Genomic DNA, 13864 nt, shown 5'->3' on the forward strand with positions numbered 1-13864 from the left:
CTCAATCTATTGTTTTTTGAAATAGCCTCTTTTGACTAACTGGTTGACTCTTATAAAAAAAATAAAGCCCTTCGTCTTTTTACAACGAAGGGCTTTACTGACGTTACTTGCTAACTTGTACTGCTAGAGCATAGACAACCTAAGGATACTCACCCTCAACTTCTACCGGTGCTTTTACTTGGTAGTGACAAGGTTGCAAACCAAGCAATTTAGGCAGGGTAATACCGACTGAAACTGAAGACCACGTACCGCTGACAATACCGACAACCAATGCAATTGCGAATCCTTGCAGTGCCGCGCCACCAAGCAACCAAAGCGCTGATACAGTGATTAGCGTGGTGCCTGACGTCACCATGGTGCGCGAGAAAGTCGCTTTCACCGATTCGTTAAGCAAGTTATCAGTGTCACCGTTAGGGTTGCCACGCAGCATCTCACGGACACGGTCGGCGATGATGATTGAGTCATTGAGTGAGTAACCCAAAATTGCTAACACCGCCGCCAATACCGTTAGGTTGAATTCGAACTGAGTAAAGGCGAATAAGCCCAAGATAAGTGTCACGTCATAGATGATCGCGGTAAGCGCCCCCAGTGCCAAACGCCATTCAAATCGTACACTCAGGTACAGCATGATCATTAGGAAACACACCAATACTGCCAAGCCGCCTTGGTCGACCATGTCTTGACCCACTTGAGGGCCAACCACGCTGCTGTTAAGCACTTGTACTTGGTCGCTCACCGATGACAAAACATCCACTAGATTCGGTTGTGGCGCATCCGTCAATTGGCTGTAACGCAGTGTCCAGCGGTCTTGTTCTGCCATACCGACCACTTGCACGTCTTGTTGGAAAACCGTATCGAGTTTTGTTTTTAACGCGTCTTTGGTTACTTGGTCAGAAAGCTGAACTTCGGCAACCACACCGCCAGTAAAGTCCAAGCCCCAGTTAAAACCTTTAACTGCCACCAGCATCACAGAGCTCATGAACAGCACAATAGAAATCACAGACATCACCTTACGAAGGCGAGTCATGTTTTTATCTGAAAAATAGCGTTCTGAAATATAGCGGTCTGAAATAGTCATTTTTGAAGTACTCATGCTTAAATCCTTACATCGTGGCGTTGGTCACGCCCCCAAACCAAATTGATGATCGCGCGTGACGCAAAAATGCCTGTAAACATACTGGTTAGAAGACCCAAACCTAGGGTCAAAGCAAAGCCTTGAATCGGTCCATTACCAATGGTGTACAGAGCCACGGCAACAATCATGGTAGTGACGTTGGCATCGAAGATTGAAGAGAACGCGCTATCAAAGCCACGGTCGATGGCACTCGCAAAGCTGCGCCCTTCTTTCATTTTGTCTCGAATACGTTCGAAGATAAGTACGTTGGTATCTACCGCCATGCCGACCGTTAATACCAAGCCCGCAATACCCGGCAGGGTTAATACCGCACCCGGTAGCATCGCAATCAAACCAAATAGTGTGGTCATGTTGACGACCAATGCAGCGTTCGCAACCCAACCAAGGCGGCGATACCATAGCGCCATAAACGTGAGAGTTAGACCAAGGCCAAGTGCCAAAGCAGCAAAGCCGTTAGTGACATTTTCAGCACCCAAAGATGGGCCAATGGTGCGCTCTTCAATGATGGTCACTGGCGCAGTCAATGAACCTGCACGAAGCAATAAAGCCAGCTCTTGTGCTTCAGCCATGCTGCCTGCACCTGTGATTCTAAAGCGGCTACCCAATTGAGATTGGATGTTCGCCACACTGATCACTTCACTGGTTTTCTCGCTGTTACCAGCTTTGTCACGGCTGTACTCGCTGTAAACGGTTGCCATTGGTTTACCGATGTTATGACGAGAGAACTCAGACATTTTCTTACCACCCGCTGAATCCAGCGTGATGTTTACTTCTGCGCTGCCCATCTCACCGATACCGCTACGAGCATCGATAATGTGTTCTCCGCTCAGTACCGCTTTGCGAGCAACAACGACACGGTTGCCATCTGTATCTTTTAGCGTTTGCGTGTTACGCGTTGCGTTATCGTAAACAGAGTAGAACGCCAATGATGCCGTTGCGCCAATCACGTCTTTCGCGGCTGCTGGGTCTTGTACACCCGGAAGTTCGATACGAATACGGCTTTCACCTTGACGCTGAATTGAAGCCTCTGTGATACCCAGCTCTTCAATACGGCTGCGCATGATTTGTAGGTTTTGTTGAACCGTTAGGTTGCGTAGCGTTCTTTGTTCATCTTCAGACTGCGTTAGAGTCAGCTTTTTGTCTGAGCTATCACGTAACCATTGCGGGAACTCTTCACGGATCAGCTTTTGTGCTTTTTCGAAATCCGCGTCAGTACGGAAGTTGAATTCCACTTGGTTGTTCACCACTTTGCCGCGGGCATAACGTACTTCGCTGGTGATCTCATCGACCATAGCTTGCGCTTGTGCGTGGTAAACCGGCTCCATATCCACTTCTAGCAAAAACTGCACACCGCCACGTAAATCAAGGCCTAGCTGAATTGGTGCGAAGCCCATGTCAGTCAACCATTTTGGCGCTGCTGGCTCCATCGAAAGAGCTACAGTTGCGTTGTCCAATAGGCGCTCATTCAGCACTTCTTTGGCTTTCGCTTGTTGCTCGGCATCTTCTAGGATAACCACTAAACGTTTGTCTTTTTGAAAGGCTGATTTGGCTTGGATGCCTTCACTCGCAAGGTATTGAGTTACCTGAGTAGCATCGATAGTTTGCTCAGAACGATTACTGATTTGAACCGAAGCGTTCTCGCCATACCAAGAAGGCAGAGCACTTAGAACCATGATGATGATGGTGGCAATAAGCACCACGTATTTCCACTTTGCGTAGTGGTTGATTTGTTTTCTTGGAATGCGTTTTTTCACAGTCAAGATCTCTTCTTTTTACCAATCACAGTAAATGTTCGAGCATTTTAACCAGCTAGGGTGACCAGTTATTTACTACGATTGGTATAACTAATGTTTTGCGAACACGAGCGACGACTAGCGACAACCAGAACAAGCTGATTGAACGATAGTGAGGCTAAAATTATGTGTCGCTATATTTGATTAACTGGCGAGTTCAACGGGCACAAGTGTCCATCGATACGACCAATTTGGGGTCAAACGATTAGCTAAGAAGATCTCGAAAGTGGGAATATTGTATGTTGCCCTCTTTCCACCCAGAAAGCCGGGAGGACGGAGAACTCACAATACTGGTCCAGTGCTGTTTTTGATCCAACAGAGGTGTATTGACCAACAGAGAGGCCAGTAAAGAAGGAGGAGAAAAGTCGATAAGCAAATGATAAGAAGGCTCTAAATCGGCCCCGCTTTCTTGATCATTGGTTAATATACGTCGGTAAGTGGTCGCTTGAAGGCTCGATTCAGTATCGTGGTAGTTGGAACTGTCACCGACGGACGCGGTGCCCAACTGAACTTTATCGCACTCTAAATAGGCTGATGGATCAACAACCGCGGCTTGCTTACATTGTTTTTCCGAAGAAGATTGTTTATTAGCTAAAGATTGCTGTTGAGCAGTCTCGATTTGAAATGGCTTAGAAGGAAACGAATAGCCGTTAGAATTCACTAAGCCAAAGCTCAGTAAAAATAACATTAAGACTAATCGGGTACCTAGTTTAAGCAATGAACAACAATCCTGAATGGTAGAAACAGCGACAATATAGAACAGCTATGAAAGTTACAATTGATTTGAAATCACAACCGCCGACATTTGACACTACGCTGACAATTGTTCACCTAATTGCGCTGTGTTTGCGCATCCTGCGTGGCGAGAAAACAAAAAGCCAAATGACTTAACATTTGGCTTCGATCCAAACCCGCAGATACAGGGCTGATAGGTTCCTTACCTGAAAAGCGATTTAGCTTAATCGGCTTAGCTTTGTGGTCTTAACAAGTTCTTCAATTTATAACTGTTATCGCCAAAAATCTCTTTCGCATACTCCGTCATGTCTTTACTGGAAATAGAATCCGTCATTCCCTGTAGATCAAACAATGCTTCAACACCATAGTCATGAATTAAGTAGCGCGAAATAAACCAAGCTTGTTCAGTCGGCTTAGTTTGGAGTGGAGTGAGATCTGCCACCAGCTGCTTAGCTGCCGTTCGAGTCTCATCTTCAGAAATCCCTTTTGCCGCTTCAGCAATGACCTTATCAATCGCCTGTTCAATTTTCTCTGAATTTTCTGGAGCCGTTAAAGAGCCTATTAGCCAGTCATAACTCGGCTCACTGTCTTGTGCGACCGAGTACACATAAGGCGCATAATCCAAACCTAACTCTTCACGAACATAAGCGGTTAGACGGCTCGACAATACACGCTGAAGCATGTCGTCCATAAACACATCTTTTGCGGTTTTATCCCGAGCTTGCTGGGAAATTACACGCAATAAATACTGGCTGCTGTCTTCATTATTGATGGATATATCCATTCGTTCTTTCGAATTAGTACTATAAGCCACCTGATAATCAGGAGACACAACGGCTTCTAGTGGCAATGAAGCAACATATTGACGCACAAGAGGCTTGATTTCAGCTGGATTAATATCAGCAACAATAACCAACGTATTGTCTCTTAATTTTTGAAAGAGTTGATGCTGCACGTTAAGTATATCTTGTGACGTGACAGCCTTAATATCGTCACTTTCAAGCATGATATGACGGCTGCTTGTTTGATAGCTATTGCGGTTAACCACCTGAATAAATTGCCCCACAGGTGTTTCTAGATATGCGGTACGAGATTGAGCAAATTCAGACTTCACGGCCTCAAGCTGGTCACTGTCTATTTTGGGTTCAGTTACAATGGTGTGTAGCGCAGCTAAACCTTCTGCAAGCGTCTTTTTCTTGGCGCTTATTTCTAAGCCATGATGAGTAAAGTTGATGAAGGGATAGATCTCAATGTCTTCGCGTCTCAAGTGAGCGGTTAGCTCCGAACCACTAAATTTACCAACACCACTACGAATCGAAGCTTGCAGCGCAATCTCCACAGCAGGAAACAGCGAAGGATCCAACGCCGCTTTTCCACCCTCACTCGCATAGTACACCCCAACATTATTACCCGCCTCAGAGTTACGTAAGTACCACACTTCAATGCCGTTGCTTAATGTCCATTGCTTCAAATTAGGATCGTCACTCACCTGAACTTGCTTGACAATTTCTCCTTGAGACGCTGGCACACTAAACGCAGAGCTTGCAGTAACGAGCAATGGTTTGTTGCCAGTTTTCTTATAGACTCTCCTGACATCTTCTAGCTCGTCATTCATTGCCTGCAAATCTTCTTTAGACGATAAACCTAATCCCAAAATATAAGGGCTTGAAAGTAAATCATCTAAATTATCATTTACGGCTTTGAGATCCGTACTCGAAAGAAACTCTTTCAAACTCGATTTATAATCAAGCTGTGATTGAACCGTCTGGTTAATCACCAGTGCCGTCGACTTACCATCCGCATGAGCCACTGCATCCATTTTTTCCCAGTTCACTTGAATGTCATCAAGATTCGCTTGGTAGGCCTGTATTACACTCATAAACTCATTCTCACTCACGCCATGATCACGTAAAGAGGCGAGAGTAGAAATAAACTGCTGCTGACTTTGATCTCGACTATCGACAGGAAAGCCTACCGTTGTAATGGAATACCTTTGGTACTCTAAGAAATAGGGAGTCGAAGCAACCCATTGCACTGGTAGCGCAGCGTCAACAAAATCAGAATTCAATCTTTGTTGGATAAGTTGCTGGGCTATTTCGTCTAACCAAAGTTGATGTTGCTGCTCATGGCTGTGTGTCACTCTTTCCCCACGATCAATGACAATCCCGATACTTGGTGACTCGCTCCCTGCTACGTACGCTACAAAATCTTGAGTATTGTAGTTCGTTGATGTTTTCTTCACGGGAACCGGTGTCGTGCCTCTTTGCCAACTAGAGAAGCTTTTTTCGATCAACGGAATCACTTCTGCCAGTGTAATATCACCCGAAACAATCACCTCGGTTAGTTGAGGTTGATACCAGGTTTGATAAAAGCTCTCTAATTCTTTGGCACTCACATTAGAAACGGATTTTTTATTGCCCATGGGATCGTGGCTTTGGTAATTCGTACCCTCAACCATATGATTATAGAACTGAAACGAAAGAGGCTTATCTTTAACTCGCGAGTGTCGAAACTCCCCAAGTATCACTCCTTTCTCTTTTTTGGTCTCACTTTCGGAGAGCAGTAAACCATCACCAATATCTCTAAACCATGCCAGCGCTCTGTCTAGATTTTTATTGTCGGGTAAATCCAACTTATAGAGCGTTTCTTGGTAAGAAGTATAAGCATTTAAGTCAGCGCCAAAGCTAGCACCAGATTGCTCAAATAGTTCTACTACATCATTACCTGAAAAATTTTTGCTGCCATTAAACGCCATATGCTCAACAAAATGGGCGTAACCTTTTTGTTGTTCGCTCTCTTGAAAAGATCCGGCGTGAACAAGCAGGCGTACTGATACGGGTTGTTCTCGGTCAGGGTACACGTGATAGGTTAGTCCGTTATCTAACTCTCCTTTGACCCAGTACGGATCGGATTTCAATAACGTTTGCTGCTGAGGCGTTGAGCTGCAACCTAGCAACGCGGTACTTAATACGACGACTAAATAGTATGCTTTCATAACGATATCTCTGAAGTGATTTTCTTCAATATATCCGATCGATAAAATGTAATAATTTCTTATTAAATCAAACAATTAAGATTTGAGAGGTAATCGATATTGGCATGAAAATGTTTAATTTATAAATTACACGAATGAGTAAGAGTAAGTAAAAGGTAAGGTGTCATTTAAAACTCGTTTATCACATCCCTTTAAACCGGACTTGAGAGGCGCGGCTAATAGGTAACTTCTCGCCCGACACATAAGCTGACATCTGGCCCGAGAGCCCTTTCTTCACCTTATCAATGGCGGACACTTTCACCACTACTGAACGGTGGATCTGCCAAAAATCATCTGGGTTGAGCTGCGCAATTAGCTCTTTTAGTGACACACGAAGAATAAATTCTTCTAGCGAACCGCCTTGGCCTTTCTTAAATATCGAGACGTACTTGTCTTCAGCTTTGAAGTAAGCGACATCATCAACAGAAATCAGATGAATGTCTTCCCCAATACTGGCTTTGAGCCATGTGAGGTACTTTTTCTGCGATAGATAAGGAGGCTGCGTTTGCTGTGACGTTGATTGGGATAACTGCTGAAGCTGATTCATTAATGCCGCGATATCGGGCTGTAATGATGTGTTATCTGATGTCGCTTGGTTGCTCGACAAGCGCGCTTGAACTTTCAGACATGTGGCAAGTAAACGCTCTTCATTGATCGGTTTAAGCAGGTAATCCATTGCATTGTGCTCAAAGGCTTTAACCGCATATTCGTCATAAGCCGTAATGAACACAATCAATGGCGGTGAATCTAGCTTATTCAACTGTTTCGCTAGTGAGATTCCATCCAGCTCCGGCATACGAATATCGAGAAAAGCCACATCAGGCTTAAGCTGCTGAATACTCTGCATCGCCTCCAAACCATTTTGTGCCTTACTGACAATATCAAGTTCCGGCCAAACTTCAGCCAAGCTGTTGTCTAAGTGGTGTCTTAACAGTGCTTCATCGTCTGCGATAATCGCCGTTACGCTTGGCTTTAATACTGGGTTGTTCATGGTTAGTCCTTTAAATTCACACTGTAAATCGTCTGTCTTTCGTCATTGGTCTATGCTTTCTGATTTGTAATTCTAGGCAGTTGCGTCAGTCAACGGTAATAAGATCGTCGAGACTACCCCGCCTTCAGCTTGTTCAGTAATCGTTAGGCTCGCCTTATAACCATAAAGGGTGTCGATTCGCTGACGAATGTTACTTAACCCAACACCGAGCCCCGTATTCGCAGAAGGCGTTTTCAGCCCCGCGCCATTATCAGCCACTTCAATCTTCAACTGTTCGGCTTGTTGGGTAATACGGATATTCACTTGGCCACCTGCGGCTTTTGGTTCGATACCGTGTGTGAGTGCATTCTCCACCAAAGGTTGAATCAAGAATGGCGGAATCACTTGCTGCTCGCTGATGTCGTGTGTCTCAATCGAGAAGGCTAAGCGCTCATCCAAGCGTATCTTTTGAATATTCAGATAAGCGTCCAACAAATCGACCTCTTGTGCGATGGTCGATTGCTCAGTGCGGCTGTTTTTCAGAGTCACACGCAACAAGTCAGTCAGTTTTTCGAGCATCAGTTTGGCTTTAGTGCTATCACTTTCAATCAACACATTGATGGTCGCCAGCGTGTTAAACAAGAAGTGCGGTTCAATTTGGCTTTGTAGCTGCTTAAGCTGACTCAATACCACCACCTTCTCTTGATCGGCCTGACGACGCTTGGCTACTTCCAGCTCATTATCGGCCCGTAGCTGTTGCTCTCGTGTATAGAAATAGTAAAAGCAAACCGAGCAGAATATAACGCCCAATAGCACCACAGATTTAAGATCAGAGATATTAGAGCCAAAGAATCCATTCAACCAATAGTATGCATTCAAGGTACCAAGAGTCATCGCGACCACCATAGAGATACCCACATCAAACACCTTCGATTTCCTCTTCAACACCTCAACCAAAATAAAAGAAGATCCCACCGCGCTATAACCAAAACCAAAACTGATCGCGAGATTGACCACAAGGTCACCGCCCCAAATTGTCTGTGTGGTAATGGCGATGACGAAACAAAACAGAGTGGTTATCATGAAGCTTTTAATCCATGGAAACTGACTATTTGAAAAAGTGTTCATTAAAAGCGCCCTTTGATATTTAAAATAATCATATGACTATCAGGTAAGTTGGCATAAGCAGAATCACTTTTACCAGCAAGAAAGCGTGCAGCAAGTTCCAAATTCAACGATGAATCACCATTATCTAAAGCCTGGTAATTGATCCACTGAGTCGCAATAAAACCGCCATCTTGTGGCGATAACATCACATCGAATGTCGGCGTGATATCTTCAAACCAGCCATATGTCGAATCCAAAGACCAGTGGAACATGATGTTGTGTCGAACCAAATTAGCGTGCTGATAGCCTTGCGCATAAGAACCTGACAACGAAGCTGTCATCGGATTAACCGACAAAGGCAAAGCACTTTCTATCGCACTTTGCCACTCAGAGTCACTCCAAGCGCGGCTATCAAACCAGTATTCCAATACCACATTGTGGCCCGTGTCATTCGCCCATGTTAATCCGGCTAACGCTTGATAGGCCTCGCCCTGCTCTTCGAGATAAACCGGTTTAATCATTGAATCAGGCTGGCTATAGCCAAGGCTTTGTCGCTGGTAAACCATCGAACCATGGAACTCCCAAGCGAGGTTTAATACCGATACTAAGCTCGCTCCAAGCAAGCCGTGGCGCACGTCATCGTAATAAGCGATCCATTGATACTCGTGATCGCCCACTAAGTTGTAACGACGCAGCCCAAAGCCTTGTTGTTGATTCTGCTTTTCGAACTCATTCACATCTTGGGAAGTCCATGACGAATCGCTATAAAGCAGTGTCCATTCGCCCGTCATATCGAACAGTGACGCCGACGCCACACCCGCGCCCTCTTCTGCGACAATACCCACCGGGTTTTGTCGATAAGGCTTGATGATGTCTAACGGTCGGTAGCCATAACCTACGCCCCAATCGAGGCGAACCTTGCCGAGCGTGACATCAAGATAGTGATCTCCGATTACTGAATTCGACACCTCAACACCACCTTGCCAAAACAACTCGCGCACGATGAATTCCGATTCAAAGCTCGCCTCTTGCCCTTGAGGGTTGTTGCTCAAAATATCGTTGGCTTTCACTGCGAACAGACCAAGCCAATTGTTATATCCAACCTCTAGATCCAGCAAGCCATTGAATGACTGACGATTATCAGAGGGTAACGGGCTGAATGGCGACTCTCTCGATTCAACGGCTTCTGCACTCAGTTGCCAGTCCCACGCCAAGCTCAGGTCATCCGCTTGAATCGTGTTACTCACACAAGACAAGGCAAGTAAAGTAGCGATTGAAGACTTGATGTGGAATCGGCGATTGAAAACGTTCATGGCACCCACCTAAAGCCCAGACACACTATTACGTGATAAGTAAGCAGGGTTGTAGTACTTCTCTGCCAAGCTTTGTTCGCTCACTTCGCGGTACTCAATTACAGTTTTTTTACTTGGTTGAATCTTATCGAACAAGGTCATCGACACTACTGTTGGTAAGCCATCTCGCACGCCTTCAGTAAACCACGCTTGCTTGGCTAGTTTTCCTGAACGCAAATACAAATCCGCTTTAACTGGAAATGCACGGTCAGCTGTTAACCACAGATCAATCGATTGATAACTCGCGCCCTTGGTTTTCGCCGCTAGCTTTAGGTGGTGAGTATCGATTGTCTCGCCAGTCGGCATCTCAACTTGTTGTTCGGCAACCCACTCACCTTGGTAATCTTCGCTCCATGTCAGCGTCGAGATATCCCCTACCGAAGCTTCACCCAACAGTTTTTGCATCGGTGTGATACGAATTGGTCGACGAGATTTCGGCATCAATAACCAATAGTTATCTTCAATCATCAGCATCTTTTGACCTGCTTCAACAGCTGATTTAAAGACCACTAATGACTCTCGATTTGGTCTTGTGTAGACGTTGTATTCACGGGTTTTGTCGAGTTGTTCGTCTTGATATAGCGCGACTAAAGAGACCACCTTAGAAGCTTGTGCACTGTTCAAGCGGTAACTATCAGCCTTGGCAATCATATCAGTGACTTGCTGTGAATCGAATGCCCAGCTTGGTGTCGATGTTAAAGCTGATGCTAAAACAAAAACCGAACCCAAAGTATTAATTGAACGAGTTAATTTAGACATAAACCAACGCCTCCGTGATTGGCTTATTCACGCCTTTGCGAGCAGAAAAATAAGCGGCTAGCAAACATATCGTCAGCACACCTAACGTGGCGTAACCAACCAATTCCAATGAGAAGTAAATGTTGAGTGGGTAACCTTCGGTTCGACCCGGAGGTGGTGGCATTTGTATATCAACCACCAGCAGTAACACCGACACTAAGCCACTCACTAGCGCACCTATCGCACTGCCAATCACCGCCAGTAATCCCGCCTCTTTTAAAAAGCCTGCGACGATTTCAGAGGGGTAACTGCCGAGTGCCGACAAGGTGCCGATTTCACGAGTGCGTTCGGTCACCGACATGGTCATGGTGTTAAACAGCGACACAAACACCACCAATGCCATCACTGCGCCCATGATGCCGAAGATCCGGTCGTAAAGATCTTTAACCTTGGTGTAGAAAAACGCGCGATCTTGCCACGGGGTGATCTCGATCTCTGTGCCTTGCTCGCTTTGACTTGCGCTATTTCGATCTAAAGCAGTTTGAATACGCTGTTGAACAGTCGAGGTCTTGTTGGTTTCAAATAGGAACACCGACAAGGTACTGACTTTGTCTGAGGCCAAAAGCTCTTGTGCGGTGGTGATGTGTACATATAACTGACGTTTGTCTAGCTCAGGTACCCCAGTCGAGTAGATGCCCTGCACCTTAAAATCAAAGGCATTCAAAGCGCCATCACTAGTAGTCGCAAGCAGTGTCACCCAATCGCCAACCGCAACTTTGAGGTTACGTGCAAGGTCGGTACCTAGCATCACTTGTGGTTCTTGGCTGTCGTATCTTGGTGATTTCACATCCGAGAGTGTTTGACCGCTGCGCACATCAAGAAACGGTCCTTTCATGTCGAACTCACGCTCATTAACGCCCGTTCCCATAAAGATGGTCGACTTACTGCCGTTAGACACCAAACCGCTGAAGTAGACTCGTGGCTGCACACCGCGCACGTCGCTGTCGCCAATAATGCTCTTGGTGAGCGCTTGAACGTTATCCAGACCATTGCTCAGCGGCATGTCTTCATCTTGCTCAAAATAGCCGGGCGTGCTCAAGGTGAGATGACCAGTATCGCGCGCGGTCGACTCTCTCAAAGATTCGTATGTGTAAAGTCCATAACCACCCGCACTGGTGAGTGCAAATACGGCAATGGCGATAATCAATACCGACAACAAACTACGGCGACCATTTCTCAATAAATTAAGCCACGCCAAACGCACCGAAGTAGGAAGTAAAAACGTACTCATTCTTTGTATTAACTCGCCCATGAGATCGCCTCCGTTGCTGTGGCTTGTGGTGCCAGTTGTCCATCGATAAGTTCAATCACTCGATCACAACGCTGCGCCATTCTTGGGTCGTGTGTTGCGACAATAAAGGTAGTGCCCATCTCGTGCCCGAGCTCTTTCATAATGTCGATCACAAGGTTGGCAGTGTGGCTGTCTAAGCTAGCCGTCGGCTCATCGGCAATCACCAAGCTTGGGTTGTGGATTAACGCTCTGGCAATCGCGACACGTTGCTGCTGACCACCTGAAAGGTTATCTGGGCGGTGATGTACGTAATCTCCTAGCCCAACACGCTCTAACATATCTTGCGCTCTGGTCTGCTGTTCTTGTTTTGAGTATTGATTCAACATCAATGGGTAAGCGACGTTTTCAAGCGCGGTCATCACAGGAACGAGATTGAAGCGTTGAAATACAAAACCCAACGACTGACGACGAAAACGCGCAGCGGCGATTTGCTCCGTTGGATACGCTTTGCCATCAATATTGATCTCGCCTTGATAGTCCATATCCAACAAACCAAGGATGTTCAACAGTGTGCTTTTCCCTGAACCCGACGGGCCACACAAAGCGACCATTTCACCGCGTTGGATACGTCCACCGACTCCGTTTAGTGCATCAACACGTTGACCGCCCGTGACATATGCTTTGCCGATATCTTTAAATTCAATCATTCCGTTGTCCTCTGATTACCCATCCACTCTCAAGCTCTCGCAAGCCGCAATTGAGTTTTCGCTGCTGTTATTTGGCTTTCGCTACTAGGGCCTTCGCCGTCATAGTTTCGATATTGCCAGCATCGGCCGTTTCCATTTGTTCTAGCCACGCTTGTGCTTGATTGAAGTCTTCAGCACGAATCGATGCGGTAATGGCATAACGGTAAATCCACGAAGTCGCAGCGAAATGTTGTTGTTGGAAAGCGTCTTCCGCCAGTAGCGAAAGGAACAGATCATAACCACGATCGAAATGGTTAAACATGTCGGGTAGAGAGGTGTAAGTCACCGCAGCCATGGCGCGAGTCAGGTAAGAATCTGGCAGCCCTTGAACGCGAGGTTGCTCATGAATCGGTTGGTCTTCGTCTTTCAGCAGCACCAATGATTTATCAATGGTCGATAAGCCTTTTTCGACATACTTCATCTTGTTCCAAGGCAAGAACGCATCACGGCCCATTAAAGTCTCAGTGCTTCCTAAGTAAACCAAAGTCAGTGGCGTCGCGCCGTCTTGTTGCAGCGTGTCGTTAAGACGTTCATAAGCCACGTCGACCATGTCTTCATTGCCTTGCACCGCTTGGTTATAGATATCAAGCACATCTGAACTCGGGTTCGCCAAAGCTAACGACGGTGCAAACGAAACAAGCGCAATCAGTAACGAACGCTTAAGCAGAGAATTGGTAGAGCTTGAAGTAAATGAGTGTGAAGTAGTCATGATTTCTAATCCCTTTAAATTTTTGACGTTGAAAGGTTAACTAGAATTTGTCATGCAGTTTTATCAATGCGACGAATGGTAATAGCGAGGAGTGAATGGTTGAGTGGAGGTGTGAGTCGTAGGAGCAGCAAACAAAAAGTACGAGTAGGAGAGGATAAAATGAACGGCTCAAAACACAATATGACATTTTCCAATTAAAGCCTTGATCAGAGCTGACTCATTTCTGCGCCAAAGTGAGCCAGAGGGCGATTGAC

General features: G+C 45.8%; 11 protein-coding genes. All 11 read right to left on the reverse strand.

Annotated features, from left to right (window positions below; all coding sequences use genetic code 11):
- Window positions 1-139: 139 nt before the first annotated feature.
- A complete protein-coding gene (gene secF, locus OCU50_RS18125) occupies window positions 140-1093 on the reverse strand; it encodes a protein translocase subunit SecF (RefSeq protein ID WP_060469099.1) in 954 nt (317 codons plus the stop codon).
- Window positions 1094-1095: 2 nt separating this feature from the next.
- Entirely contained in the window at window positions 1096-2895 is a 1800-nt protein-coding gene (gene secD, locus OCU50_RS18130; protein ID WP_082710368.1) for a protein translocase subunit SecD, read from the reverse strand.
- 238 nt (window positions 2896-3133) lie between these two features.
- Entirely contained in the window at window positions 3134-3616 is a 483-nt protein-coding gene (locus tag OCU50_RS18135) for a hypothetical protein (RefSeq protein ID WP_060469100.1), read from the reverse strand.
- Window positions 3617-3895: 279 nt separating this feature from the next.
- Window positions 3896-6658 (reverse strand): M16 family metallopeptidase, encoded by a 2763-nt coding sequence (locus tag OCU50_RS18140; RefSeq protein ID WP_060469101.1) that lies wholly within the window; start codon window positions 6656-6658, stop codon window positions 3896-3898.
- Window positions 6659-6839: 181 nt separating this feature from the next.
- Window positions 6840-7688 (reverse strand): LytR/AlgR family response regulator transcription factor, encoded by an 849-nt coding sequence (locus OCU50_RS18145; protein WP_060469102.1) that lies wholly within the window; start codon window positions 7686-7688, stop codon window positions 6840-6842.
- A 72-nt stretch (window positions 7689-7760) separates the two neighbouring features.
- Window positions 7761-8795, reverse strand: coding sequence for a sensor histidine kinase (locus tag OCU50_RS18150; RefSeq protein WP_060469103.1), 1035 nt, complete (start codon window positions 8793-8795; stop codon window positions 7761-7763).
- Window positions 8795-10087: a hypothetical protein gene (locus OCU50_RS18155; protein ID WP_060469104.1), complete on the reverse strand. Its 1293-nt coding sequence runs from the start codon at window positions 10085-10087 to the stop codon at window positions 8795-8797. Before OCU50_RS18155 ends, OCU50_RS18150 begins: the two co-directional genes overlap by 1 nt.
- 9 nt (window positions 10088-10096) lie before the next feature.
- Window positions 10097-10885 (reverse strand): outer membrane lipoprotein-sorting protein, encoded by a 789-nt coding sequence (locus OCU50_RS18160; RefSeq protein WP_060469105.1) that lies wholly within the window; start codon window positions 10883-10885, stop codon window positions 10097-10099.
- Window positions 10878-12176 carry an ABC transporter permease gene (locus tag OCU50_RS18165; RefSeq protein ID WP_060469106.1) on the reverse strand — a complete coding sequence of 433 codons (1299 nt, stop codon included), beginning with the start codon at window positions 12174-12176 and terminating at the stop codon, window positions 10878-10880. The genes OCU50_RS18160 and OCU50_RS18165 overlap by 8 nt, the downstream gene beginning before the upstream one ends.
- Window positions 12164-12862 carry an ABC transporter ATP-binding protein gene (locus tag OCU50_RS18170; protein ID WP_060469107.1) on the reverse strand — a complete coding sequence of 233 codons (699 nt, stop codon included), beginning with the start codon at window positions 12860-12862 and terminating at the stop codon, window positions 12164-12166. Before OCU50_RS18170 ends, OCU50_RS18165 begins: the two co-directional genes overlap by 13 nt.
- Window positions 12863-12929: 67 nt before the next feature.
- Window positions 12930-13610 (reverse strand): hypothetical protein, encoded by a 681-nt coding sequence (locus OCU50_RS18175; protein WP_060469108.1) that lies wholly within the window; start codon window positions 13608-13610, stop codon window positions 12930-12932.
- Between the last annotated feature and the right edge of the window lie 254 nt (window positions 13611-13864).

The organism is Vibrio toranzoniae (assembly GCF_024347655.1).
Lineage (GTDB): Bacteria > Pseudomonadota > Gammaproteobacteria > Enterobacterales > Vibrionaceae > Vibrio > Vibrio toranzoniae.